This window comes from Exiguobacterium marinum DSM 16307, assembly GCF_000620845.1.
GTDB lineage: Bacteria > Bacillota > Bacilli > Exiguobacteriales > Exiguobacteriaceae > Exiguobacterium > Exiguobacterium marinum.
In genome coordinates this window covers 1,957,239-1,983,780 of sequence record NZ_KK211189.1, presented here as the reverse complement: position 1 = coordinate 1,983,780, position 26,542 = coordinate 1,957,239, and the positions used below count along the sequence as shown (strand labels likewise).

The following is a 26,542-nucleotide window of genomic DNA, read 5'->3' as shown; positions in this document are numbered from 1 at the left end:
GGAGGAGAAACGATATGCATCGCGGTAAAGGGATGAAATTTGTAACCGACTCTCGAGTAGGAATCTCGAATCGGAAACAAAACATTGCAAAAGACTATTCAGAATATCCAGGACGCACAGAAGCGTTTTGGCCAAACTTCTTGCTTAAAGAGTGGATGGTAGGGTCGGTCTTCTTGATCGGCTTCATCGCTTTGACAATCGTCGAGGCAGCACCGCTTCAAAATATCGCCGATCCAACGAACACGTCATACATTCCATTACCGGACTGGTATTTCTTGTTCTTGTATCAGTTGTTAAAATATCAATTCGCTGCTGGAGACTGGATTTTGCTCGGTACGGTCATCATTCCAGGTGTGGCGTTTACGGCACTTCTCATCGCACCTTGGCTTGACCAAGGTCTAGAGCGTCGACCTGCTAAGCGACCAGTCGCCATCAGTTTCATGTTGCTCGGTATTCTCTCGGTCTTTTACTTGACTTGGGAATCTGTTCAAACGACCCACTGGGATCAAGTCCACGCTCAAGGTGAACTTCAAGTTCCAGGTGAAGGTCCTGAAATTGATACAGCGGCACCGGGATATGAGATTTACTCGGCTCAATCATGTGTGAACTGTCACGGTCAAAACCTAGAAGGTGGAGCAGCGGCTCCTGGCTTGGTCGGTACGACGTACACGGCTGACGAGATTGCGGATATCGCTGTAAATGGAATTGGGACGATGCCTGCTGGACAGTGGGACGGCTCACCTGAAGATTTACAAGTATTATCTGAATTCATCGCTTCATATGGTGAAGGCGGCGAAAATAACGAGTAAGCCATAAAGTGTAGCCTGAATACCGGGCTACACTTTTTTACTTTAATTACGATAAACTGAAAGAAAAAAGGATTGAGACAATGAACCCGATGTTTTTAAAACCTTTCTTGACGCATCGAATCGTACTAACCATTCTTTTCATGATTAACTTAGGGGGTACGATTTACGGCTATATCTGGTATGAACCGCAACTACGAGACACTCCATATATTTATTGGCCATTCGTCCCGGACAGTCCGACGGCATCTCTCTTCTTTACGATTGTGCTCGGATTATGGATGATGAAAAAAAGCTCCCCGTTATTCGAGACACTTGCGTTTATTACGTTGATTAAATATGGAGTCTGGGCAGTCATAATGAATATTATGTATTTAGGAAAGCTACCGGCGGATGCACCGACCATTACCATCTTGATGGCAGTCATGTTGATGGTTTCGCACGGTGCGATGGCTTTGCAAGCACTCATCTATGCTCCGTTTATGAAATGGACGGTTGCATCGTTTGTCTGTTCTCTAATTTGGGTGATTCATAACGACGTAGTAGATTATGTGCTCGGTCAATGGCCACGTTATCCGTCACTCGCAGAAGAGATTATGTGGATCGGCTACGGCTCGTTCTGGTTGACGGGATTATGTTTTTTTATGGGATATGCGTTCGTCCTGCGTCCATCGCTTGAAAATAAGTTCATAAGAATGTAAAATCAAATTATCAAATACATTCAGAGGTGAAATAGAAAATGTCATTAGGTGGCTATATTTTCTATCTTGCACTGATTATGCTCATTCCATTATGGGCCCAGATGCGAGTGAAAAGTACGTATAAACAGTTTCTACAAAAACCGCTCCAAAGCGGTGTCACAGGTGCACAAGTAGCTGATTTCATCATGAAACAAAACGGTGTTCATAATGTTCGAATCGAGATGGTCGATGGATTGATGAGCGACCACTACGACCCGGTCAATAAAGTTGTACGGTTGTCGCGTGAAGTGTATCAAGGATCGACGATTTCATCGGCTGCAATCGCGGCGCACGAAATCGGTCACGTGATTCAAGATGCAACGGACTATAAGATGATGCGTGTTCGTCATAGTCTTGTTCCTGTCGTCAACATCACATCAAACTTGTCATTCCCATTATTACTTGGTGGTTTCTTGTTCGGCGCACTCGGACTTGCACAACTCGGTGTCATCATGATGCTCGGGGCGGTCATATTCCAACTCATCACGTTACCGGTCGAGTTCGATGCTTCGAAGCGTGCGATGACTCAGTTGACGTCGCACGGAATCGTGACGGCGACGGAAGAGACAGGTGCACGAAAAGTGTTGAATGCTGCCGCATGGACATACGTGGCTGCAACACTCGTTGCGGTTGCCGAACTCATTCGCTTGGCGCTCATCGTCTTTATGCCACGTGATGAATAGAAGTGAATCCCGTCGAATGACGGGATTTTTATTATTGTCTGAAAGGAATGTTTGATGATGAAACCAAAACTGACGGTAGACGGTCACAATCAACTGCAGACTAGACTTTCGAAGTTGAGAGACGAAAAGACGGATGCACGGGAACGCCTTCGCACTGCCCGTAAGTTTTGCGATTTCCGAGAGGATGTCACATACGCCGAGGCAGTCGATCATTATGAACAGATTGAGACCGATATTTTAGAAATTGAACGGGTGCTTGATGATGCGGTCATCATCGAGTCGGAACAATCGAAAATTGTCACGTTCGGTAACAAGGTCGTCATTCGAGAAGTGGGAGAGGATGAGACCGAAAATTATCGGATTGTCGGTGAAGCCGAGGCAAACATAGAAAATGGGACCATTTCAATCACATCGCCACTCGGTCGTGAGTTGATTGGTGCAGAGGCCGGCCAAATTGTTCAGATTGAATCACCAGGTGGTGCACTTCAATTTGAAGTTCTCCAAATCGAGGCATAAAACATCGCTCCGTTCATTAAGTGAACGGAGCGATGTTTGTATGACCTTATTTCAGCGGCATACGGTTCTCGTCGAACGTAAATCCTTCTCCACCGACTTCATAAACATGGTGGAACGTGACGAACGCGTGCGGATCGATTTGTTTAACGATTGTTTTCAATCGATTCACTTCGTTTCGACCGACGACGACGTAGAGGACCTCGAGTTCTCGGTTCGAGTAGCCACCTTTTGCGAGCAATCTTGTCGTTCCACGATTCATCGTCGCATGGATCCCGTCCGCAATGGCGGTCCGATGGTCGCTGATGATCATCGCCGCCTTACCAGCATATGTCCCTTCCTGCATCGAGTCGATGACACGAGCCCCGATATAGACGGCGAGAAGTGTATACATCGCTTCGCGGATATCGAGATAAGTCAAACTGAGGACGATGACAAAGAAGTCAAAGATGAGAAACGTCTTGCCAATTGACCAACCAAAATATCGTTGTACGAGACGAGCGATAATATCCACTCCTCCAGTCGTGCCACCGTTATTGAAGATGATACCAAGCCCGACCCCGATAAAGAGACCAGCGAAGAGACTCGCAAGCACCATGTCGTCTGTCAAGTCGATGACGAGCGTCGAGTATTTAGCGATAAGCGCATACCAAAGTGAAAATGAGAACGTCCCGATGAGCGTATAGATGAAGGTCGTTCGACCTAACAGTTTATAACTCATGAAAAAGAGTGGGATGTTTAGAGCCAAGTTGGTGACAGATGGCGAAATATCGAACAGACCACGAAGGATCAATGTGATTCCGGTGAATCCACCTTCAGCCAAATTATTTTGGACGTTGAAGTGATAAACGCCGAATGCAAAAATAAACGAACCTATTAGTATAAAAATAATATTCCGAACGCGAATCGGTAATTGTACCGTCATCAGGTTCACCTCCCCTTAGATAGAGTACTCGAAAAACAGTTCAGTTGACTAGCCTGAACATATGACATTCAGAAACGAGTCGGCTATACTTTTCAAAGAAGAGGTGATGTAAATGAAAGTAGTAGCCATCGGGGCACATCCAGACGATATTGAAATCGGGATCGCCGGCATGACCGCCCAATGGACGAAAGAGAAGATTGAAGTCGTTTATGTCGATTTGACGAGAGCGGAGTTGTCTTCTAATGGAGATGTCGAAATGAGACAACAAGAAGCGAGCGAAGCAAATTCGGTGTTAGGTGTACGCCGTGTAAATTTAGGGTTCAAAGACCGAGGAATCGACGGAAGTGAGGAACAACTAAAAGCCATCGTTTCTTTGATTCGCAATGAGCGCCCGACTCATTTGCTGTATCCCTATGAGGTCGATCGTCATCCGGATCATGCGGCCTGCGCACACCTCGTGACCGAGGCGCTGTTTAATGCCGGCATCCGCAAATACTTACCTGATCTCGACGCATACCGTCCGGAAAGTGTATATCAGTACATGATTAATGCATACGTAGAGCCGGATGTGTGTGTGGATATTAGTGACATGATTGAAGTGAAAAAACAGGCGTTACAGTGTTATGCGAGTCAATTCACACCCGTGGATGGGGTACAGACACCTTTGACTGACGCGTACGTGGAACGAGTCGTCGCCCGCGAACGACATTTTGGTAGTTTGATCGGTGTGGCGTACGCGGAAGGATTAAAACGTGTTCGACCATATGTCGTGAAACAAGCAGGTGATCTTGCATGAAGTATTCAATCGGGATTCTTTGTTATCCGTCAGTCGGTGGTTCGGGGATTTTGGCGACAGAACTCGGGATGAAGCTCGCAGATCGGGGACATGACGTCCATTTCATCACGAGTAGCATGCCGTTTCGTCTGAACGCCTACCATCCGAATATTACGTTCCATCAAGTCGAGATCAACCAATATTCGGTCTTCCGTTATCCACCGTACGACATGACGCTTTCAGCGAAAATCGCAAGTGTCATCCAAACGTTCGGGCTCGATGTCATACATGCCCATTATGCGGTACCGCACGCCGTATGTGCAGCGCTCGGTCGTGAGATGGCAGGGGTGAAGACTCCAATCGTCTCGACGTTACATGGAACGGACATCACGGTGCTCGGTGAGGATGAGGAATTGAAACCTGCCATTTTATACGGATTGCGTCAATCGAACGCGATTACGGCCGTGTCACACAGTTTGAAGCGAGAGACTGAAGAGCGGATTGCGAGTGATTTACCGATTCGAGTCATTCACAACTTTATCGACGAATCGGTCTATACGCCTCAACTCGACCCGACGCTAAGGGAACGATACGGCTTGTCGAAAGAGGACCGGGTCGTCATCCACATCTCGAACTTCCGTCCTGTCAAACGAGTCGACCTGGTTTTGGAAGCATTCGACCAAATGGATGTGCCGAACAAAAAGCTATTGCTTGTAGGTGACGGTCCGCTGATGGGGGCGATGCGTCGATTCGTGGCAGAGATGGGGCTTGAAGAACAGGTCATTTTTGCAGGAAAGCAAGAACAAGTCGCCGCTCTTCTCGCAATAAGTGACGTCCATGTTTTGTTATCAGATAAAGAAGCGTTTGGTCTCGTCGCCCTCGAAGCAATGGCGACAGGCGTGCCGTCAGTCGTAAGTGACGCAGGAGGTCTCCCAGAAGTGATCACAGATGGCGAGGACGGCTTTGTCGTACCGAGAGGAGATGTGACACAGGCCGCAGAGGCGATACAACGTATGTTGACAGATGATTCGCTACGAGAACGCTTCAGCCAGAACGGATTAGAGAAATCCCGACGCTTTGCCTCGCAAGACATCGTGACCGAATATGAGCGTTTGTATGAACAGGTGGTGACATCATGACAGAATGGGAATATGCAAAAAAAATCATCGAAACAATTGAATACCATGGCGGTGAAGCCTATATTGTCGGTGGCGCCGTACGCGATTATGTGCTCGGGAGTTTGCCAGACGATATTGATTTGGCGACCTCACTTTTTCCTGAAGAGGTAATGACGCTGTTCCCGAAAGCAGTCCCGACCGGTATTGAACATGGAACGGTCACCGTCATTCTCAATCATCACCCGTTCGAGGTGACGACATTCCGTTCGGAAGGCTCGTATTCGGATTCGAGACGGCCCGACCATGTCGCGCTAGGGGTGTCGCTAGAAGAAGATTTGTTGCGTCGTGATTTCACGATGAACGCGATGGCATTCCATGATGGGCAAGTCGTTGATTTGTTTGGTGGTCAACATGACCTTGAGGAACGAATCATCCGGACGGTCGGAAGCCCATACGAGCGGTTCGGAGAGGACGCCCTACGCATTATGCGTGCACTCCGGTTTATGTCGCAGCTCGACTTCACGTTGCATGAGGAGTTGCGCCACGCAGCGAATAGGCTTGGTCACAGGCTCGAACACATTGCGATGGAGCGCATCGCAATCGAATTTGAAAAACTGTTGACCGGTCCTGCCTACAGACGGGCGTTAGGTGAAATGATTGAGCTCGGTATTCATCACTACTTACCGAACGTTTCGACAGAACTGATGCGATGTGTACAGGAAGACGTGCGAACACCGGTGAATGCGGTCAGTGGATGGGCGCTCTTTATCTATCATGCGAAAGACGAGGATTGGCTTCTGCCGTGGAAACGATCTAACACTATTAAACGAGAGGCACGTACGCTTGCACGATTATGTGAGGTGGGACTTGATACGATGACCGTTTATCTGACGGACGAACACACGCTCTCGACCTATTTCCGAATGAACGGAGAAAGTGACCGTAGCCACGAACTGAAACAGTCGCTTCCGATGAAATCACGCAAAGAGATGATGTTTAACGGACGAGATGCCCTTGAACTCGGGGCGAGAGGGGAAACCATCAAGCATCTGTTGGCCGACCTTGAACAGCGCGTCGTCTTACAAGAGGTGCCGAACCACGAGACTGTATTGAAAGAGGAGGCGAAACGATGGCTTCAACGCGCGGGCGTGTCCTGACATTATTACAAGACGGTGAAGTATGGAGCGGTCAAGAGCTGGCACGTCAATTAAATATTTCACGTACCGCTATTTGGAAACATATCGAAACCCTTAAACAAGACGGATATGCGATTCATACCATTCCAAGGAAAGGATATCAATTGCTTGAACAGAGTGATCGGTTTGATGAGCCAGCCTTTGTCTCGTTTCGTAAAGGACGTTTCGGTCAAGTCGTCCATGCGTTCGATCAGGTCGATACGACACAACGAATTGCGCATGAACTCGCACAACAACACGTGACGGAAGGAACGCTCGTCATCAGCGAAGAACAGACGTCGGGTCGTGGGCAACTTGGTCGTAACTGGCATAATCCGAAGCATGTTAATATTGCGGCGAGCGTTATCCTGAGACCGGAGTTGCCGATTCGAGATGCGTCGAAATTGACCTTGATGGCAGCAAGTGCGTTCGCAAGGGCGCTCAACAACCGAAATATCGATGTGACAATCAAATGGCCGAATGATTTACTGATGAATGGAAAGAAAATTGGCGGCATTTTGACAGAGATGCAGACGGAAGGCGATCGTATCCAGGCGGTCATCTTAGGTTTTGGGATAAATGTAAACGGTGAAGAAATACCGACAGAGCTAGCGCACCGGGCCAGCTCACTCTATCTAGAGACCGAGACAAAATATCATCGAAGCGAGATACTAGCCGACCTATTAACAGAACTCGAAATCGAGTACGATCAATTCCTCGAGTCAGGATTTGCGCCGATTCGCACAAATTGGATGCGACATGCTGCTTATTTGAATGAAACGGTTACTATACATGCTTCCCGAACAACTCGCACGGGCGTAATGCGAGGTATTTCCGATGAAGGAGCTTTACTTCTTGAAGAAGAAGGAAAGATTGAATCGATTTACTCTGCAGAGATTGCAGTGTGGAATGATTGATGAAAGCGAGACCATCGTCTATACTTAATGTGTCGGACGCTATCGATTCTTGAAGTGTACCGCGCTTGCAGACTGTCACATTCAGTTGTCTGCCTTGATCATTTTGACAGGGACAGAAGGACACTAACTCATGAAAACCATGAATTTGTTTTTCGTGCGCCTTCTTGCCAATCGTGTAAGAAGGCGTTTATTCTTTCCTGTCTCCACGTTTAGGAGGAGAAACACATGCACACGATGACTTCGTTATTAAAAAAGATGAATGAGCAGGAAAAGCTCGTCATGTTGACGGCGTATGACTATCCATCAGCCAAACTTGCCGAGGCGGCTGGGGTAGATTTGATTTTGGTCGGCGACTCACTCGGTATGGTCGTCCTCGGTTACGACTCGACAATCCCCGTGACAACGGAAGATATGCTCCATCATTCGAAAGCAGTGCGCCGTGGAGCACGAAATACGTTCGTCGTTGTGGATATGCCATTTGCGACATATCATGGAGATTTTGATCGGACGCTTCAAGCAGCTTCTCGCATGTTCCAAGAAGGCCATGCGGATGCCATCAAACTAGAAGGTGCCGGTGAAGTACTTCAAACGATTGAACGTCTCACTCAAGTAGGAATGCCTTGTGTTGCCCATCTAGGATTGACTCCTCAATCGGTTGGGGTGCTAGAAGGATATAAAGTACAAGGAAAGTCTCTCGAGGCTGCTGAAATGCTCCTTCGTGATAGCTTAGATGCTGAACGGGCTGGTGCGAAGATGCTCGTTCTCGAATGTGTCCCTCATCAATTGGCAAAACGAATCGCGGAAGAATTGACGATTCCTGTCATCGGAATCGGTGCGGGAGCGGATGTCGACGGTCAAGTCCTCGTCTACCATGACGTCTTGAAATATGGAGTCGATCGTCTCCCTAAATTCGTTCAAGCGTATGCGGATGTGAGTGAAGTGGCGACTGATGCCATCCGTTCTTATGTCGAAGAGACGAAGAATGGTCACTTCCCGCTTGAACGCCATACGTTCACGATGGATGAGTCACTACTCGACTCGTTGTATGGAGGAAAATGATGAAGATTGTATCGACTGTCGAAGAATTACGTCACGCTTTACCGTTTAATCAAACCATCGGCTTTGTTCCGACGATGGGTTATTTACATGAAGGTCATATGAGTCTCGTCGAAAATGCGCGTCGCGAAAATGACTTTGTTGTCATGAGTATCTTTGTTAACCCGACTCAGTTCGGTCCGAACGAAGACCTCGATCGTTATCCACGAGATTTTAAACGAGATGAAAAGTTGGCTCGAGAAGCAGGTGTCGACCTTCTGTTCTATCCGGTGACGGAAACGATGTATCCAATCGATATGGCACGCGTTTCCATTCGAAAGGGAGCTGACGTACTGTGCGGAGCGAGTCGTCCTGGTCACTTTGATGGTGTATTGACAATCGTTTCTAAATTATTTAATCTTGTTCAACCGACACGTGCGTACTTCGGTCTAAAAGATGCCCAGCAAGTAGCTCTCATTGAAGGCTATGTCCGAGATTACTTTGTGCCGGTCGAGATTCGACGTTGCCCGATTATTCGTGAGGAGACAGGACTTGCCAAGTCTTCTCGAAACGTGTATTTGTCTGACGTCGAAAAAGAAGAGGCGAGTCAAATCTTTAAAGCGCTGAGGGCAGCAAGAGAAACGCTTGAGGCAGGTCTTGAGATTGAAGAAGTGAAACGACAACTGACCGTACGATTAAACGAGATTCCGAACAGTCAAATCGATTATGTAGAACTCGTCGATTATCCGACACTCGGTATTGCCTCAAACGACTCAGATGAACTATTACTTGCGGTGGCCGTTCAGTTTGAACGGGCCCGATTGATTGATAATGTGATTTGGAAGAAGGGGTGAATCCAATGATTCGAACATTTATGCACGCTAAGCTTCATAAGGCAACGGTGACAGAAGCAAACTTACACTACGTCGGTTCGATTACAATCGATGAAGATTTGATGGACGCTGTAGGCATCATGGAAAATGAGCATGTGCACATCACAAATAACCATAACGGGGCACGCATTGAGACGTATGTCATCAAAGGAGAACGTGGATCTGGTGTGATTTGTTTGAATGGAGCGGCAGCACGCCATTTCCAAGTCGGTGATGTCGTCATTATTATGGCGTACGGTCAAATGACTGCGGAAGAGGCAAATACGCACCGTCCAAAAGTTGCTGTATTGAACGAGCAAAACGAGGTAGATCAACTTCTTTACGAAGAGATTGCCCATACAATTTTGTGAATTATTCGGGGGTGTCGACAGAGGCATCCCCGTTTTTTCGTCGTTCATTCTATGGTAAGATGAGACAGATAGAAAGCACGAGCGTGCCTAAGATGGGATGGATGTTATGGACACGTATGTGATTGTGGATATAGAGACGACGGGACATTCCGTTAAGTCCGGTGATGAATTGATTGAGTTTGCAGCGGTCGTCGTACGAGATGGTGAAGTGATTGAGCGCTACAGCACCTTGATTCGACCGAGTCGACCAATCCCACCTTTTATTACGCAATTAACAACGATTAGTGATGATGACGTAAGTGATGCACCGACATTCGAAGATGTGATTCCCGACATTTGGAAGATGTTAGATGGTCGGGTATTTGTCGCGCATAACGTCGCCTTTGATTTAACTTTTTTAAACGAGAGTCTTGAACAAGCTGGATATCTTCCATTTCAAGGACGAGCGATTGATACGGTAGAATTGGCTCGTATTCTTTACCCGACATTGGAGAGCCATGCGCTAGAAGCATTATCCGATACATTTAACCTCATACATACAGACGCGCATCGGGCACTTAGTGATGCCGACGCGACAGCCGAGCTTTTCATCCGGATGCTCGACCGATTACGCGATTTACCTATGGTGACATTGAAGAAACTTCGCGTCTTGTCTGAGTCGTGGACAAGCCACATCGAACCGTTATTTGATGAATTGATTTTGGAGGTTGGGATTCGACCGGACGACGAGTCACGCTTTGATATACATCGAAAAATTGCGCTACATCGACCGACAGACGGATTTGTTCCGGCCGAAGATCGCGAACCGTTTGAACCGTTCCTACTTCGCACGATTGAAGAGACGATACCGTCACTTTTTGAGCAGTTCGAGCCGAGACAAAGTCAATTTGAAATGATGCGACACGTCTATAAAGCGTTAGATGACGAGGAGACGTTATTGGTTGAAGCCGGAACCGGGACAGGAAAGACGTTGGCGTATTTGATTCCGAGTGCCCATCATGCACTCGAGACGAAAAGACCAGTTGTTATTAGTACGCATACGATACAATTGCAAGAACAATTACTAAATCGAGATTTACCGGTACTTCGCCAAATTTTTCCTGAGATTGAATTTACACTTTTAAAAGGAAGACGAAACTATATCGATTTACGTAAGTTTGAGATGATACTAGATGAATCAAATGACGGACTCTTGGTAGCGATGTGTAAAGCGATGGTCCTCGTATGGCTGACGGAAACGGAGACTGGAGATTTAGAAGAGCTCTCCTTTCCAGGATCTGCGACGCAAGGTCCCGCCTCGTTCAAACGTTTGATTCAAGCCGATGCTTCGAGTGAATTCGGTCGATTTGACCCATGGTATAGTCGTGACTTTTTCACAAAAGCTGTGCTTCGCTCAAAAGAAGCAGACTTGATTGTAACGAATCATGCTTTGTTGTTCTCCGACTTACAACATCAGGCAGGTATTTTGCCAACCGATACACCACTCGTCCTAGACGAGGCGCATCAAGTCGAAGAAGTAGCTTCGCATCACTTTGGTGTAACGTTTGACGCTATCCAATTTGATCGGTTATTCAAGTGGTTCGGATATGGCGCGGATGGAAAATTCCATTCTCGCATCATTCAGCTGGCGGACTTGACATCCGTCACCGAAGAGGCGGAAGCGTTTAGCCAACAGATTGATTCATCACTCGCCAAGGTCGAAGAAGAACTTGAAGACCTCCTGACGGCGCTTCAATCGTTAGGGAAGAAAAAAGAACCACGACAAACGGTTCGTTTTGAACGGGAAAGCTCATCGTTCAGCCCGATTCGTGAGGTGGCGAATCGATTAGAGGACAAGCTTCGGACGCTCAGAACGTCACTTAGGCATTTGCATCGACTCCTTGATGAACGGAAAGAGCATATGACGTTTAAACAACGCGCGCTCTTAGGTGATTTAAAAACACTAATCGGGGATGTTCGAGAACTTGAGAGTGTCATCTATGAAACAATGTTGACACGAGACGATGATGCAGTCAGTTGGGTCGAGTTGAATTTAGGTAACCGAAAGTTGACCTCGGTATATACGCAACCGGTTGAAATTGGACCGTTGTTACATGAACGGCTGTTTAAGAAGAGACCGACGATTTTAACATCGGCGACGATGACGGTCTCTGGTAAGTTTAGTTTTATGGAGCGACGGCTCGGGTTAGAAGGTGAGCCAATCCGAAGAGTCGTATTACCTTCACCGTTTAACTTTAAAGAACAAGCCAAGTTGTTTATCCCATCAGATTTCCCGTTGATTAACGATGTACCGCTTGCACAGTTTGTCGACCAGACGGCGCAATCGATTGTTCAAATTGCGAACGTGACAAAAGGACGAATGCTTGTCCTCTTCACATCGAATGAGTTGTTACGTTTGACTTACGAACAAGTAAAAGATCACCTCGACCCGTCTTATACGCTCCTCGCACAAGGTGTCAGCGGAGGCTCTCGTAGCCGATTGACGAAACAGTTCAAGCGGATGGAACAATCCATTCTCTTTGGGACAGCAAGTTTTTGGGAAGGTGTCGACATTCCGGGAGAGGCGTTGACGTGCCTGGTCATTGTTCGACTACCATTCGCTCCACCGGATCAGCCTATCATGCAAGCCCGTTCAGAAAAAATTGAGTCGATAGGGAAATCGCCATTCTTTGAACTATCACTCCCTCAAGCCGTCATTCGATTTAAACAAGGTATCGGTCGATTGATTCGATCAAAAGGGGATTACGGGGCAATTTTTGTATTTGATCGTCGTGTGGAGACGACCCGTTATGGCAAACAGTTTATCAATAGTTTGCCAAAAGTCGATCGAATCGAAGGAACGTTAGATACCTCTCTGTCTGAGTTGGAATTGTTCTTAGATGAGAAAGAAAAGTCTGTAACACGAAATGATAGATAACGCTAGGCATCATGATATTATCGCTTTATAATGATACGTATAGTGTTTTGGAGGAGGAATCAATATGAATTCGAATATCGAGACGCTTGCAAGCGTACGCATCGAACCGACGGCGGACGTCTATAAGATTGTCGATTTATTGAATCGTACTTTAAAAAGTCAAGATTTGATGTTCGGACTTTCACTTGAGAAGAAAGTGAATGATCCAAAGAAGGAAGAGATGGTTTTCACCATCTATCGTACAGAATGACAAGAAAAACAAAATGGATCGTCTCGTTACTGACGGCACTGATTGGTGTCGTCCTTGTCTTTAGTTTGATGTATCGCTTCACGATTGGATATACAGAAAACCAAAAGGAACAACTTGTCGAAGAAGCGACGAATCGTCTCACTGAAGAGGCACCTAACCTGAAAGTGGAACAGGGAGAACTGTTCAATGGAACGGATGCGTATGTTGTTTTTTCAGAAGAAAACGGGAATTCTATTTGGTTTGTTCCACTTGATGACAAACTAGAGATTGAGCAACGTGAATTCGGTGAAGTGAAGGCGAAAGACGTCTGCGCACGTTCTATCGAGGAAACTGGCGGACAACTTGTCAGCTGTAAATATGGGTTCGACGAGCGAGCACTCATCGAAGTGGTTACAAAAGCAGATGCATCTTATACGTACTCATACTATACGCTACAGTCCGGAGAGTTTATTCGACGTGTTCAACTGACTGATCAAATGTGACGAATTAGAGGGGGATTATGATGGATCATCTATTAGCGAAACGAGTGAAACAACTTACGCCATCGACAACGTTAGCAATCACAGCTAAAGCAAAGGCGCTCAAGGCTTCGGGCAAAGACGTCATTGGTCTTGGGGCGGGTGAGCCGGATTTCAATACTCCGGAACGAATCATTGATGCTGCTTGTCAAGCGGCTCGAGATGGGGATACAAAATACACGCCATCTGGCGGGACGGTCGCGTTGAAAGATGCCATCATCGAAAAGACGAAACGCGATAGTGGATTGTCGTTCGAACGCAACGAGGTGATGGTCGCTTCTGGTGCGAAACATGCCCTTTATGCTTTGTTCCAAGCCATTCTAGATGAAGGGGACGAAGTGATTGTCCCGACACCGTATTGGGTCAGTTACCCAGAACAAATCAAATTGGCGGACGGAGAGCCTGTCCTAGTCGATACGAATGAAGAGACGTCATTTAAATTGACGCCAAATCAACTCGAGAATGCGATTACAGCTCGCACGAAGGCCGTTATCTTAAACAGTCCTTCGAATCCAACGGGAATGATTTATACGAAAGAAGAGCTACAGGCACTCGCCGATGTCGTTCTTCGACACAACCTTCTCGTTGTGAGCGATGAGATTTATGAAAAATTGATTTACGGTGATGCGGAATTCGTATCGATTGCCACACTCCCAAATATGCGCGAACGTACCATCATCATCAATGGTGTATCGAAGTCTCATGCGATGACAGGTTGGCGGATTGGTTACGCTGTTGGTGATGCTAAAATTATTGGTGCGATGACGAATTTGGCTTCACATTCGACGTCGAACCCGACGTCTCTCGCCCAAGCGGCTGCAGTGGAAGCTTATAACGGCCCACAGGATGATGTGGAAATGATGCGTCAATCGTTTGAAGAACGACTTGAAATCGTCTATGATCGTCTCGTCAAAATCCCTGGAATCACATGTTTGAAACCGCAAGGCGCATTTTACTTATATGCCAATGCAAAAGTTGCCGCGACAGAGAGCGGATACGATACAGTAGATGATTGGTGTGAGGCTGTTCTCGAAGAGGCGAACGTGGCACTCGTGCCAGGTTCTGGTTTTGGACAGGACGATTACGTACGATTATCATATGCTACTGAATTAAAACGCGTTTTAGAAGCGCTCGATCGAGTAGAAGACTTCGTTACGAAGCGCGCTCGATAAGCGAAAGGATGGAAATGAACATGACAACAATTTCGATTAACCAATTTAAAGACTATGAAGGCCAAACGGTCCGTGTAGGGGCCTGGATTGCTAACAAACGATCAAGCGGGAAGATTGCGTTCCTCCAACTACGTGATGGGAGCGGATTTGCTCAAGCAGTCGTCGTGAAAGCTGATGTTGCTGAAGAATTGTTCACCCTCGCTAAAGGCGTGACACAAGAGACTTCTGTATGGGTAACAGGTAACGTCAAATCGGACGGTGGACGTACACCACTCGGATTTGAGTTAGAAGTGTCAGATTTAGAAGTGATTGCGGAGTCAGTGGATTACCCAATCACACCAAAAGAGCACGGAACGGAATTCTTGATGGACAATCGTCATTTATGGCTCCGTTCACGTCGCCAACACGCGATTATGAAAGTTCGTAATGAAATCATTCGTGCGACATATGAATTCTTCAACAAAGAAGGATTCGTCAAAATCGATCCGCCAATCCTTACGAGCAGTGCACCGGAAGGCACGACAGAGTTGTTCGAGACAGACTACTTCGGTCAATCAGCCTACCTCTCGCAGACGGGTCAATTGTATATGGAAGCCGCTGCAATGGCGCTCGGTAAAGTATTCTCATTCGGTCCGACGTTCCGTGCGGAAAAATCAAAAACACGTCGTCACTTGATCGAGTTCTGGATGATTGAGCCAGAGATGGCATTCTTCGATCACGACATGAGCCTCGAGATTCAAGAACAATACGTCTCCTACATCGCGCAATCAGCGCTTACGAACTGTAAGAACGAGCTTGAACTTCTCGGACGTGACCTTGAAAAATTGGCGCAAGTGAAGGCACCATTCCCACGTGTCCGTTATGAGGATGCAATAACATTCTTAAAATCAGAAGGGTTCGATGATATCGAATTCGGCGACGATTTTGGTGCACCACATGAGACGGCGATTGCCAACGCACACGATCAACCGGTATTCATCACGCACTGGCCAAAAGAAATCAAACCGTTTTACATGAAAGTGGACCCGGAAAACCCAGAACTCGTTCTGTGTGCAGATTTGATTGCACCAGAAGGATATGGAGAAATCATCGGGGGATCTCAACGTGAGGACGACTACGATCGTCTAAAAGAAGAGATCATCAAAGAAGGTCTTGACGAAACAGATGCTTACGATTGGTACCTCGAACTCCGTCAATACGGTTCGGTCCCTCATTCTGGTTTCGGACTCGGGCTCGAGCGTACGGTCGCTTGGATTAGTGGAATCGAACACATCCGTGAAGCGATCCCGTTCCCACGTCTATTAAACCGAATCCACCCTTAACGATTAATCGGGGAAGACGTCATGTCCTCCCCGATTGATGTGTCTTAGAAAGGAAGTGCGACATGGATGCACATCAATTGATTCAATTATTCGAGCAAAGTCCGGTCGTCATTCCGCGAAAACTGTTTACCGATGCAAGACGACTCGATTTGTCACCGATTGAGTTCAGTCTTATCGTTCATCTACTCGAAATGACTGGTGAAGGCATCGTCATGCCTCTCCCGAGCGAGTTAGGGAAACGGTTGAATGTGTCGGAAAATGAGGCCCGGTCAGTGCTACTTGGGCTGTTGCAAAAAGAATTGATTGCAATCGATGCATCAAGTAATAGCGAGCGATATAGTTTGCTACCACTTTTCGAGGCATTGCAAGCTGAAGAGAAGATTACGCCGCAACAGACATTGAATGAAAACATCATTCATACATTCGAACGGGAATTCGGGACGATCACCCCGTTTGAGATTGAACAAATCGTCGGATGGATGACGGAGGATGGTTTCAGTGAAGAACTCATCATGGCGGCACTCCGTGAAGCGAAATTACGGAATGTGCGAAATTTCAAATACATGGACAAAATCTTACGTGTTTGGCAGGATCATCAAGTCGAATCGCTCGAGGATGTCGTGGAATATCAACGGAGGAATAAGTGATGTTGACGAGAGTTCAGCTGCAAGAAATAGCGGACACGATGAAGCAAATGTTCCCGGATGCACATTGCGAATTGACGCATCAAAATCCATTCGAATTAGTAGTCGCTGTCGCGCTATCTGCGCAAGCGACAGATGCCCTAGTCAACAAGGTGACACCAGGTTTGTTTGAAGCGTTTCCGACTGTTGAAGCGATGGCTACGGCAGAAGTTTCGGAGATTGAGACGTTGATTAAACGCATTGGACTGTATCGGAATAAAGCGAAGAATGTGAAGGCGCTCTCTGAGAAAATCGTGAACGAGCATGACGGGATTGTGCCGTCAGACCGGACGTCACTCGAGGCACTTCCAGGTGTCGGCCGCAAAACGGCTAACGTCGTCTTGTCAGTCGCCTTCCATGAACCGGCATTTGCGGTAGATACACATGTAGAGCGTGTCTCGAAACGTCTCGGTATCTGTCGTTGGAAAGATAACGTCCGTCAAGTTGAAGAGACATTGATGAAAAAGTTCCCGCGCGATGAGTGGTCGCAACTTCATCATCAATTTATTTTCTTTGGACGCTACCATTGTAAAGCGCAGCGACCGGCTTGTGAGACATGTCCGCTGCTTCATATGTGCCGGGAAGGTAAGAAACGGATGAAATCGACGAAAGTCACCACATAAAAATGCATCGACACGTTCTGTGTCGATGCATTTTCGCTTTAATGATTCCAAGGGTGGTCGCTCCATTCACGACGCTTTTTCGTGATGGGTACTTTCTTGAAGCCCCAGTTGCGGAAGTCTTGGTCCGGACTTTCTTTACGAATGTAAATTTTGTCCTTAATCGCTTTGAAAATTCGGTTCTCGTCCCCATAATGGACGAACCGTGGTTTTACCTCAATCACACCTCGACGAACACGTGACAACGGGAGACAGACGAGGTCTGCAATCTCTAGACCGGATTGATACATTGTGTTCTGCTTCTCAGAGAAGATGAATCCTTTAATCTTTTGACGACTTTTTTCGACATCGAGATGGACCGTACCCGAGTTGAAAATATCGAAAAATGCTTTTTGAATCAATAAGTTCTGGTAATCATCTCTAGATTCGAGGACGACACGAGCACTGACTGCTTCTGTTTCTTCTAAAAAAGCATAAAATGATTTCATGAGATGAGCAAAGGCGACTACATATGGATCTTTTGGCGTCGAGTAAAAATCATGTAATTTCTGCTTATCGACCTCGACGCTAACGATTGTACAATCGATGCCACGTAAAAAATCAGGTAGTTTATCCCAAAAATCACGCAACATGTCGATTGTGATGCCGTCTTCTTTTCCATAAGGATGTTCAGCCTTTAAAATTTCTTTCAGATGTAGCGGGATCTGTTCGGTTTTAAAAACATCTCGCTTAAACGCTTGAAGGCGTCGCTTTAATACACAAGGTAATCCAGTCTCATCCGCATCGATTGAATATTTGTACTCCATCAGAACACCAGTCAAATTGAACTGTGTGTTGCCTTTCGGTGTACCTGTCTCATCGACGAACATGACATACTTCTTTCCACTTTCCATCCAATCCCTCCAAAACGGCTTAACGTCTACGTTTTTTAAGCTACCTATTTTATTTCCAAATGGTGATACGGTCAATCAATTGCACATAAATTGCACACTTTTTTTCAGAATGACATCAATTAGGTTTATCGATGTACAATCTTGGCTAAACAGAAGAGGTGCTATTATCATAGAAAAACAATCGGGTCTTACGTGACGAGAGCTTTTCAATTTGGATACACAATCGCTTACATACTAGTTTAACATACGGGAGTTTGGTACGATATGTGTTGCGGTAAATCCACACAAGTGTCGACCGACAGAAGTCGACAATCAGACCTGAGACGGAAGGAACGAGTGGACCGACCTGTTAATATGTATGTATGGGGTGACGACATTGTTCCATTATCCAAACGGTAAGAAAGCAAAAGTGACAAAGGAACCAAAGGGGGAAGGAATTTCGAGAGAAGTATCGAATTCTCCAACCTATGCGAATCGCGGAATGAATTTAGAGACGTTGTTAAATGAAACGAATGAATTCTATCGGATTCATCAACGAGCTGTCATTCATAAGAAACCGACACCGTTACAAATTGTCAAAGTCGACTATCCGAAGCGCAGTGCCGCTAAAGTGACGGAAGCCTATTTCAAGCAGGCATCCACGACCGACTATAACGGAGTGTATCGCGGTAAGTACATTGACTTTGAAGCGAAAGAAACGAATAATAAGACGTCGTTTCCGCTCGGAAATTTTCATGAACATCAGATTGAACATATGCGCGAGTGTGAACGTCACGGAGGGATTTGTTTTGTCATCATCCGCTTTAGTCGCTATAATACGCAATATGTATTGACCACGGAACAACTTGTTCAGTGGTGGGAACAACGACTGACGGGACGAAAATCGATTCCGCTCAGTTTTATTGAACAGGACGCGATTGAAGTTCCGACGAGAGCCTTACCGTCGATTGATTATTTGACGGTGCTCGATCAATGGCTCGATTGAATAGAAGGAGTGAACCATGAATGGAGCGAAGTAGGGTCGCACGTCGACAAGATTCGACGACGAATAAACGTAAAAAAACTGGTAAACAACCAAAGACTAAAGGTAAGAAACCGATGTGGAAACGCATCTTTTTATTAGGTTTCATGTTATTTATTGCAGCAGTCATTGCATTTGGAGCATATACCGTATATGCGATTGCGACGGCACCAGAGCTTGACGAAGAAAAACTCGTTGATACGTATCCAATTCAGCTGATTTCGGCTGAAGGTGAACCGCTCGAAGGTGCCGGTCAAATTCGGGAGTACGTCTCCATCGACGACATTTCACAAGTGATGCAACAAGCGGTCGTCTCAATTGAAGATCGTCGCTTTTATGAACATAACGGAATCGACTTGCGTCGAATCGGTGGTGCAGTTGTGGCCAACTTGACTGACGGTTTCGGTGCAGAGGGTGGATCTACCATCACGCAGCAGTTGGTGAAACAGTCGTTTCTTTCAACAGACAAGAAGTTGAAGCGTAAGCTTCAAGAGCAGTGGCTTGCGCTCAAACTTGAACGTGAGTATACGAAAGAACAGATTTTAGAAATGTATTTGAACAAAAACTACTATGGTAGTGGTGGATACGGTGTTCAAACCGCATCGAAACGCTACTTCAACAAGCCAGTCTCTGAGGTCAATTATCAGGAGGCTGCCATCCTCGCAGGTCTTCCACAACGTCCGAGCGCCTATGACCCAATCAATGGTGACCAGGAGTTGACACGTTATCGGCAGGAACAGGTCTTGTCTGCGATGAAACGAGACGGTCATATTTCTGAAGAACAGTATAACGAAGCACTTGATGTCGCGATTGCTGACGTCATCTCACCGGGTGAAGAGACGGAAGAGGAAGCGTTCACGCGTGCGATATACTCACGTGTGCTTCAAGAGTTAGAAGATGATTATGGGCTTGACCAGTCAGATATTTATGGCACAGGTCTGAAAGTGTATACGTCAATCAATAAAGAGTTGCATACAAAAATCAATAGCGACATTAAATCGAACAACGTCAATTTACAAACAAATGGTTTCCCTGAGGACTTGAGAATGGGTGCGACCGTACTGAATACGAAAACAGGTGAGATTGTCGCCATCGTCGATAGCCAGCAAGCGAAACAAGGTGATACGACGTATCGTGACTACTCAAATGAAAAATATCAAATTGGATCGACGGCGAAACCGTTCTTCGACTATGGTCCAGGAATTGAAAACGGACAATGGTCGACGGGGAAAATATTGCTTGACGCCGAGTTAGAAGGTACGTACAGTCCAAACAACTATTACACTGGTTTCCGTGGTCCAAATACGATGCGTCAATATTTGAAAATTTCTGCGAATACGCCAGCTGTTCGTGCATTCCAAGAAGTACGTGATGAATACGGACAAGATGCAATCGAATCGTTCGTGAAAAACGTTGGTATTGAGCCTTCTTATTCCGGAGATCAACTAAATGAGTCCAACGCACTTGGTACTGCCGAAGCGAGCACGACACAGATGGCTGCTGCTTACGCAACACTTGGCGCAAACGGTATGTATACGAAACCTCATTTGATTCAAAAGATTGAATTCAATGACGGTTCAAGTATCAACTCTCCAATCAAAGCGAAGCAAGCGATGGAAGACTATACAGCATACATGTTGACGGATATGCTCCGTGACGTCGTCAGTGCTGAAGGTGGAACATATGTCCCAGGTGCATTTCCTTGGGACGTAGCCGGTAAAACTGGAACAACGAACGAGCCTAACTCGACAAACCCGAAAGATAAATGGTTTACTGGTTACTCCACAGATTACTCGATTTCTGTGTGGACAGGAAAAACGAAAGAGTCGACAGTCGCTTCTTTTGATCCAGACTACGCTCAATACTATTTCGAGTATATGATGCAACAAGTGACGAATGCGACGGGACAACCAGACCGTTTCCAGCGTCCGGACTCCGTTTTATCACTTGGCAATGAGCTCTATGTAAAAGGGACGAAACCGAAAGACCTTCAACCAGAGAAGTTGGATGCTCCTACGGGCGCAAGCGTCAACTATGATATAGATTCACAATCTGGTTCAGTCTCATGGTCATATGATTTTGACGCTGTGAAAGCGGACGGATATAATGACATCACGTTCACAGTGACGCAGAAATCTGCTGACGGCACTGAAAAAGTCGTGGGTACTACAGGTGAGACGAGTGTGGATATTACAAACTTGCCTGAAGGTGAGACGACGTTCACGATTGTGGCGAACGCCGCGAACCCGTTGACGGGTGAACAGCAATCCGGACCAGCGCAAGCGACCTACTCGATTGAACCGAAAGAAGAACCAAAAGAGGAGGAAGAAAATCCTTCTGAAGACGAGAGCAATGAAGATAACCCGTCAGACGAGAACAACGGCAACGGGAATGAAGATAACAACGGCAATGGTAACGGAAACAACGAAGACACCACTGACGAACAAAATCCTGACGAACCAGCGACGGATGATGGCACTGATGAAGGAACCGACGAGCCGACTGATGGAGAGGATTCAGGAGCTCCGTTAGAAGGTCAATCGAATGAAGAATCGCCTGACACGAATCGTGAGGACGGCAATTCTGACAACACTGATAACTAAGGAGGACAGGGCGACATTGTGCGCCCTGTTTTTCGTGCGACTTTGTTATAATGAAAAGAAAGGGAACAGGATGGTGACACATGGTTCAACTCTCTTTAAAACGCAAGATGAAAGTGTTATTTGTCATTGATCGACTGCAAGACGACGATTTTGGAGTGCCTCTTGGTGGACATCTCGGACTGAAGCTTTCACATTTGCTGTTACAAGAGTCGATTCCATTCGGACGTCTCATCCAAGACCGATCGGTCGCTAAGGCGACTGGACATTCTTATGTAAAAAGAATCGGTGTCGAAACGATGTTTACGGGCGAGGAATCATATTATCCTGACTTACTTCGTGGCAATCGCCAAACGTTGTCGACAGACGAAGATTACTATAAAACGGTGCAACGCTATGCGAAACATCTTTTAGCGGTTCATTCGAAATGTACGAAACTACATACCATTGTCTTATTTGGGCGGTCAACGCAACGTCTGTTTCAAGACGCGCTGACCCGTCTTGAAGAAGAAAATGAGCATGTTGCCGCTACGTTTCAAAGCATGACTTTGTTTCACATGCCCGCTGTATCGAGAATGATACGAGATGAACGGATTAATCGTATCCGAGAAGTCGTAGTAGAACTTGCACCTTCGAATTCTTAAAAAAAAGAAGGTGAACTGATGCGGAAATCGCGCTCTGTAGAAGAGATGGTTAAAGAATTAAAAGAAGACCCGAGCTTTGCGAAAAACGTACGACATTGGCATACGGTCGATGCGCGCCCAGCACAATATGCGCCCATCCCGGAGCAAGTACCAGAACAATTGACAAACGTATTGAAAAGTCGGGGAATTGAGCAACTGTACACGCACCAAGCTGAAGCTGTGAAACAAACGGCTGCCGGTCATTCGACTGTGATTGTAACGCCTACTGCCTCTGGTAAGACGCTCTGTTATAACTTGCCTGTCTTGTCAAAGATGATTGAAAAACCGACTGCACGCGCACTATATCTGTATCCGACAAAAGCCCTTGCCCAAGATCAGAATAGTGATTTAATGGAGATGGTCGAGGCACTCGAAGGCAACTTACGATGCTTCACGTATGATGGAGATACATCTCCGGCCGCCCGCACGAAAGTTAGAGATGCAGGGAATATCGTTATTACCAATCCTGATATGTTACATTCGGGAATTTTACCACACCATACGAAGTGGATTCGTCTATTCGAAAACTTAGAATACATCGTTGTCGATGAGTTGCATACGTATCGTGGCGTATTCGGCAGTCATGTGGCGAACGTGTTTCGCCGCTTAAAACGAATTTGTGCCTACTATGGAAGTCATCCGAAATGGATTATGACATCAGCGACTATCGCGAACCCGCGTGAACTTGCTGAATTGTTAACGGAAGAAGAAGTTGTATTGGTTGACCGGAACGGCGCACCACAAGGTAAGAAACATCTTATCTTCTATAATCCACCTGTCGTCAATGAAGCGCTTGGGATTCGTCGGAGTGCGACGCTCGAGACGAAACGCATCGCCTCAAAATTCGTGGAAGCGAACATTCAAACGATTGTGTTCGCCCGATCACGTGTACGTGTCGAGGTATTATTGACTTATTTACAGGAACTGACGCGACGAGAACTTGGTCCAAAATCGATTGTCGGCTATCGAGGGGGGTATCTTCCGTCTGAACGCCGTGAGATTGAACGGCGGTTACGGAATGGTGAAATAAAAGCTGTTGTTTCAACAAATGCGCTAGAACTCGGTGTTGATATCGGTCAATTGCAAGCGTGTGTCCTGAATGGTTATCCAGGCACTGTCGCTTCGCTATGGCAACAGGCAGGTCGGGCCGGACGACGTCATTCGGAGTCGCTTGTGGTGTTTGTGGCATCATCTTCTTCCCTTGACCAGCTTGTCGTCGAACAACCAGATATGATTTTAGACCGTTCACCGGAAGCTGCCCGTTTAGACCCAAACAACCTCATTATTTTAGTTGACCATATGAAATGTGCCGCATTCGAATTGCCGTTTCATAAAAGTGAACGGTTCGGAACGGTCGACCCGAAAGATATTTTAGAGTTTTTAGCGGATGCACAAGTGTTACATGAGCGGGCCGATAAATATTATTGGATGACGGATTCCTTCCCAGCGCATGACATCTCGCTTCGGACGAGCGATCAAGAAAATGTCGTCATTGTCGATCAAACCGCAAAACATCAAGTGATCGGCGAAATGGACACGTTCAGTGCGATGACACTATTGCACGATGAGGCGATCTATTTGCATGGTGCCGAGCAGTATCAAGTCGAGAAGTTAGATTTTGAAGAAAAAAAGGCATTTGTACGCCGAGTCGATGTCGATTACTATACGGATGCGAATTTGGCCGTGGAATTAAAAGTGCTAGAAGAGAACAAGACAGATGGTGTGAAAACGTTCGGAGAAGTTTCTGTCATCGCGATGGCCACTCTCTTTAAAAAAATTAAGTTCGGGACGCATGAGAATATCGGGTCTGGCCCGATTCATCTTCCGGAGCGAGAACTGCATACGACGGCGACATGGTTCACATTGGATGAACGCTTTGCCTATTCGGAGGCTGATCTCGAAGATCAACTTGAAGCGGTCAGTGATTTACTCAGACGGCTTGCGCCGCTCTATCTCATGTGTGATACGCTCGATTTATTTACAACCATTCAAATGAAGTCGACTCACACGACTAAACCGACCGTTTATTTATACGACCGCTATCCGGGTGGCATCGGTCTTAGTGAGGCACTCTATAAAGATGCAGACGAGGTACTTGAAGCAGCGGAACGAACGGTATCCGACTGTCCGTGTGAGAGCGGATGCCCTCGCTGTGTCGGTATGATTGGATACGGGGACTTCAAACAGCAAGTCATCCGTCAGTTACAAGCATTGAAAGGATCGTTATGAAAGCAAAGTTATCTAGATTAATTAAAACGAAAGAACCTGTCGAACCATCACGCGTCTCCTCACCTGACGAAGTGGAGCAGCAAAAATGGATTGAACAGGGTGGAGAAATTTTAACGTTCGAAGGAGAATGGTGTGTTCGTCTCCGAACTACGTATCCGCTTGATGAGATGTACCACGACTTTGCGTTCGGAGATGCAAGACTTATGATGCATCGAACCGAGCATCCTTTCTTTACGGTCGACCTAGAGCCTGAACAAGTCCTGTTTATGGATACGGAGACGACCGGGTTGCGTGGGTCTGGGACGTCGATTTTTTTAATCGGATTCGCGAGAATTCAAGCGGATCAACTTGAAATGATTCAATATGTCTTGCCTCATCCTGCCTTTGAGACTGCCTTCTACTATCATTTTTTACAGGATATCGGGGATGAGGTGCGGTTCGTCACTTATAACGGGAAGTCCTTTGACTGGCCACAAATCAAAACGAGACATACGTTTGTCAAATCACGGGTAAAAGCATTGCCTTCCGTCGGGCATGTTGATCTACTACATGCGGCAAGACGGTTGTTGAAACCGAGATTAGAATCGGTGTCGCTCAAAGCAGTTGAAACGTATTTCGGTCACGGACGGACAGACGATTTACCTGGTTTTTTAGCCCCGATGCATTATTTTCAGTACGTCAAAGAACGGAACCCAGAGATACTATCGCCGGTCCTTGAGCACCATCATGCGGACTGTTTGAGCCTTGTTTCTCTTTACACACGACTCAGTCAACTCGTCACGACTCCCGAGACAGATTTCGGAGAAGAACGTGCGCATTGGTTACATGACCTTGGGGAACAGGAAAGTGCACTCAAAGAGTTTGAACAACTTTCGAGTCCTTCGAAGCGAGCCGTCATGCGGCAAGCGATGTTATTGAAGCGAACGGGTCGTATGGAGCAAGCAATCCCGTTATTTGAGTCGCTGCAGACGATCGAAGGCTATGTCGAACTTGCCAAGTATGCAGAGCACAAGCAAAAGGACGTGGAACTCGCGATTGATTATACGGAGCGGGCCATGGAACTGCTCGAGAAAAAACGTACGGTTTTGCGTCAAACGATTGTACGAGAGAAAGACGAGCTAGAACATCGCCGTGCCCGTCTAGAAAGGAAGCGATTATGAAAGTAGTAGCCGTTACAGGATATCGTCCTCATGAACTGGGCATCTTTAAAGCGGACCATCCAGGAATTGAAATCATTCAGGAAGCTTATCGTAAAAAGATACTCGAAGTCATCGAACTGGGCGCCGAGTGGTTTATTTTTAGTGGAACGAATGGTTGTGAATTATGGGCTGGACAAGTATTGTTAGAGTTAAGAGAAACGTACCCGATTAAAATTGCAGTATTTCCTCCGTTCTTAAATATGGATGAACGGTATAAGCCGTTCGAACAGGAATTGTTTGCACAGCTGCAACTTGAAGCGGACTTTTTTGAACCGTTGACACAGCGGCCATACGAAGATCCGAGTCAACTACGCGCTAAAACTGCATTCTTTTTAGACAAAGCAGAAGGATTGATTACCTTATACGACGAAGAAACGGAGGGAAGTCCCCGCTTTTTAGTCGACGGGGCTCGGCGAAAGTCCACTATGGAGGTCTTTCTCATCACACAGGAAGATTTACGTGTCATCGAGGAAGAAAAACAATGGGAACAACAATGGGAGTGATA

At 46.4% G+C, this 26,542-nt stretch carries 26 protein-coding genes; 24 read left to right on the top strand and 2 right to left on the bottom strand.

The features are described from left to right. Nucleotides 1–14: 14 nt before the first annotated feature. The 4 genes from P400_RS0110540 (at nucleotide 15) to P400_RS0110525 (ending at nucleotide 2,745) form a co-directional block, all read left to right on the top strand. On the top strand, nucleotides 15–809 hold the full coding sequence (locus tag P400_RS0110540; protein ID WP_026826161.1) for a menaquinol-cytochrome c reductase cytochrome b/c subunit: 795 nt from the start codon (nucleotides 15–17) through the stop codon (nucleotides 807–809). Between the two features lie 80 nt (nucleotides 810–889). After that, nucleotides 890–1,507 carry a DUF1405 domain-containing protein gene (locus P400_RS0110535; RefSeq protein WP_026826160.1) on the top strand — a complete coding sequence of 206 codons (618 nt, stop codon included), beginning with the start codon at nucleotides 890–892 and terminating at the stop codon, nucleotides 1,505–1,507. Between the two features lie 38 nt (nucleotides 1,508–1,545). Continuing rightward, a complete protein-coding gene (locus tag P400_RS0110530; RefSeq protein ID WP_026826159.1) occupies nucleotides 1,546–2,229 on the top strand; it encodes a zinc metallopeptidase in 684 nt (227 codons plus the stop codon). 57 nt (nucleotides 2,230–2,286) lie between these two features. Then, complete coding sequence (locus P400_RS0110525; RefSeq protein ID WP_026826158.1) at nucleotides 2,287–2,745, top strand: GreA/GreB family elongation factor; 459 nt, start codon at nucleotides 2,287–2,289, stop codon at nucleotides 2,743–2,745. A gap of 46 nt (nucleotides 2,746–2,791) precedes the next feature. Here P400_RS0110525 and P400_RS0110520 read toward each other — a convergent pair whose 3' ends face one another. Continuing rightward, the gene (locus P400_RS0110520; protein WP_026826157.1) at nucleotides 2,792–3,667 is read right to left on the bottom strand and encodes a YitT family protein; all 876 of its coding nucleotides are present in this window, start codon (nucleotides 3,665–3,667) and stop codon (nucleotides 2,792–2,794) included. Between the two features lie 112 nt (nucleotides 3,668–3,779). Here P400_RS0110520 and bshB1 point away from each other — a divergent pair, with 112 nt between their 5' ends. The 14 genes from bshB1 to nth all read left to right on the top strand — a co-directional run bounded on the left by bshB1 (nucleotide 3,780) and on the right by nth (nucleotide 17,415). Beyond that, nucleotides 3,780–4,463: a bacillithiol biosynthesis deacetylase BshB1 gene (gene bshB1, locus P400_RS0110515; protein ID WP_026826156.1), complete on the top strand. Its 684-nt coding sequence runs from the start codon at nucleotides 3,780–3,782 to the stop codon at nucleotides 4,461–4,463. Continuing rightward, nucleotides 4,460–5,581, top strand: a complete 1,122-nt coding sequence (gene bshA, locus P400_RS0110510) for an N-acetyl-alpha-D-glucosaminyl L-malate synthase BshA (RefSeq protein ID WP_026826155.1) — start codon at nucleotides 4,460–4,462, stop codon at nucleotides 5,579–5,581. Before bshB1 ends, bshA begins: the two co-directional genes overlap by 4 nt. Further along, nucleotides 5,578–6,717 carry a CCA tRNA nucleotidyltransferase gene (locus tag P400_RS0110505; RefSeq protein WP_026826154.1) on the top strand — a complete coding sequence of 380 codons (1,140 nt, stop codon included), beginning with the start codon at nucleotides 5,578–5,580 and terminating at the stop codon, nucleotides 6,715–6,717. The genes bshA and P400_RS0110505 overlap by 4 nt, the downstream gene beginning before the upstream one ends. Next, nucleotides 6,690–7,652, top strand: coding sequence for a biotin--[acetyl-CoA-carboxylase] ligase (locus tag P400_RS0110500; protein WP_026826153.1), 963 nt, complete (start codon nucleotides 6,690–6,692; stop codon nucleotides 7,650–7,652). The genes P400_RS0110505 and P400_RS0110500 overlap by 28 nt, the downstream gene beginning before the upstream one ends. A gap of 225 nt (nucleotides 7,653–7,877) precedes the next feature. Further along, the gene (panB, locus tag P400_RS0110495) at nucleotides 7,878–8,711 is read left to right on the top strand and encodes a 3-methyl-2-oxobutanoate hydroxymethyltransferase (RefSeq protein ID WP_026826152.1); all 834 of its coding nucleotides are present in this window, start codon (nucleotides 7,878–7,880) and stop codon (nucleotides 8,709–8,711) included. After that, complete coding sequence (panC, locus tag P400_RS0110490) at nucleotides 8,711–9,541, top strand: pantoate--beta-alanine ligase (RefSeq protein ID WP_026826151.1); 831 nt, start codon at nucleotides 8,711–8,713, stop codon at nucleotides 9,539–9,541. The genes panB and panC overlap by 1 nt, the downstream gene beginning before the upstream one ends. A gap of 5 nt (nucleotides 9,542–9,546) precedes the next feature. Then, the gene (gene panD, locus P400_RS0110485) at nucleotides 9,547–9,930 is read left to right on the top strand and encodes an aspartate 1-decarboxylase (RefSeq protein WP_026826150.1); all 384 of its coding nucleotides are present in this window, start codon (nucleotides 9,547–9,549) and stop codon (nucleotides 9,928–9,930) included. A gap of 106 nt (nucleotides 9,931–10,036) precedes the next feature. Further along, on the top strand, nucleotides 10,037–12,847 hold the full coding sequence (gene dinG / locus P400_RS0110480; RefSeq protein WP_026826149.1) for an ATP-dependent DNA helicase DinG: 2,811 nt from the start codon (nucleotides 10,037–10,039) through the stop codon (nucleotides 12,845–12,847). Nucleotides 12,848–12,911: 64 nt separating this feature from the next. Continuing rightward, nucleotides 12,912–13,097 carry a YpmA family protein gene (locus P400_RS0110475; RefSeq protein ID WP_015881492.1) on the top strand — a complete coding sequence of 62 codons (186 nt, stop codon included), beginning with the start codon at nucleotides 12,912–12,914 and terminating at the stop codon, nucleotides 13,095–13,097. Beyond that, the gene (locus P400_RS0110470; RefSeq protein WP_026826148.1) at nucleotides 13,094–13,579 is read left to right on the top strand and encodes a hypothetical protein; all 486 of its coding nucleotides are present in this window, start codon (nucleotides 13,094–13,096) and stop codon (nucleotides 13,577–13,579) included. The genes P400_RS0110475 and P400_RS0110470 overlap by 4 nt, the downstream gene beginning before the upstream one ends. Before the next feature lie 20 nt (nucleotides 13,580–13,599). Beyond that, nucleotides 13,600–14,787 (top strand): pyridoxal phosphate-dependent aminotransferase, encoded by a 1,188-nt coding sequence (locus tag P400_RS0110465; protein WP_026826147.1) that lies wholly within the window; start codon nucleotides 13,600–13,602, stop codon nucleotides 14,785–14,787. A 20-nt stretch (nucleotides 14,788–14,807) separates the two neighbouring features. After that, a complete protein-coding gene (gene asnS, locus P400_RS0110460) occupies nucleotides 14,808–16,109 on the top strand; it encodes an asparagine--tRNA ligase (protein WP_026826146.1) in 1,302 nt (433 codons plus the stop codon). A 62-nt stretch (nucleotides 16,110–16,171) separates the two neighbouring features. Further along, nucleotides 16,172–16,756, top strand: a complete 585-nt coding sequence (locus P400_RS0110455) for a DnaD domain-containing protein (protein WP_026826145.1) — start codon at nucleotides 16,172–16,174, stop codon at nucleotides 16,754–16,756. Continuing rightward, on the top strand, nucleotides 16,756–17,415 hold the full coding sequence (gene nth, locus P400_RS0110450; RefSeq protein WP_026826144.1) for an endonuclease III: 660 nt from the start codon (nucleotides 16,756–16,758) through the stop codon (nucleotides 17,413–17,415). Before P400_RS0110455 ends, nth begins: the two co-directional genes overlap by 1 nt. A 38-nt stretch (nucleotides 17,416–17,453) precedes the next feature. Here nth and P400_RS0110445 read toward each other — a convergent pair whose 3' ends face one another. Then, nucleotides 17,454–18,305, bottom strand: a complete 852-nt coding sequence (locus tag P400_RS0110445) for a DUF3800 domain-containing protein (protein WP_034771101.1) — start codon at nucleotides 18,303–18,305, stop codon at nucleotides 17,454–17,456. A 358-nt stretch (nucleotides 18,306–18,663) separates the two neighbouring features. Between P400_RS0110445 and recU the strand changes: the two genes are divergently transcribed. From recU to P400_RS0110415, 6 genes are all read left to right on the top strand, one after another. Then, the gene (gene recU / locus P400_RS0110440; RefSeq protein WP_026826142.1) at nucleotides 18,664–19,290 is read left to right on the top strand and encodes a Holliday junction resolvase RecU; all 627 of its coding nucleotides are present in this window, start codon (nucleotides 18,664–18,666) and stop codon (nucleotides 19,288–19,290) included. 20 nt (nucleotides 19,291–19,310) lie between these two features. Continuing rightward, the gene (locus P400_RS0110435; protein ID WP_026826141.1) at nucleotides 19,311–21,929 is read left to right on the top strand and encodes a transglycosylase domain-containing protein; all 2,619 of its coding nucleotides are present in this window, start codon (nucleotides 19,311–19,313) and stop codon (nucleotides 21,927–21,929) included. A gap of 80 nt (nucleotides 21,930–22,009) precedes the next feature. Continuing rightward, on the top strand, nucleotides 22,010–22,570 hold the full coding sequence (locus P400_RS0110430; RefSeq protein WP_026826140.1) for a hypothetical protein: 561 nt from the start codon (nucleotides 22,010–22,012) through the stop codon (nucleotides 22,568–22,570). Between the two features lie 18 nt (nucleotides 22,571–22,588). Beyond that, a complete protein-coding gene (locus P400_RS0110425; protein ID WP_026826139.1) occupies nucleotides 22,589–24,838 on the top strand; it encodes a DEAD/DEAH box helicase in 2,250 nt (749 codons plus the stop codon). Beyond that, nucleotides 24,835–25,998 (top strand): ribonuclease H-like domain-containing protein, encoded by a 1,164-nt coding sequence (locus P400_RS0110420; RefSeq protein WP_026826138.1) that lies wholly within the window; start codon nucleotides 24,835–24,837, stop codon nucleotides 25,996–25,998. Before P400_RS0110425 ends, P400_RS0110420 begins: the two co-directional genes overlap by 4 nt. Further along, nucleotides 25,995–26,540 carry a DUF1273 domain-containing protein gene (locus tag P400_RS0110415; protein ID WP_026826137.1) on the top strand — a complete coding sequence of 182 codons (546 nt, stop codon included), beginning with the start codon at nucleotides 25,995–25,997 and terminating at the stop codon, nucleotides 26,538–26,540. Before P400_RS0110420 ends, P400_RS0110415 begins: the two co-directional genes overlap by 4 nt. The last annotated feature ends 2 nt before the right edge of the window (nucleotides 26,541–26,542 follow it).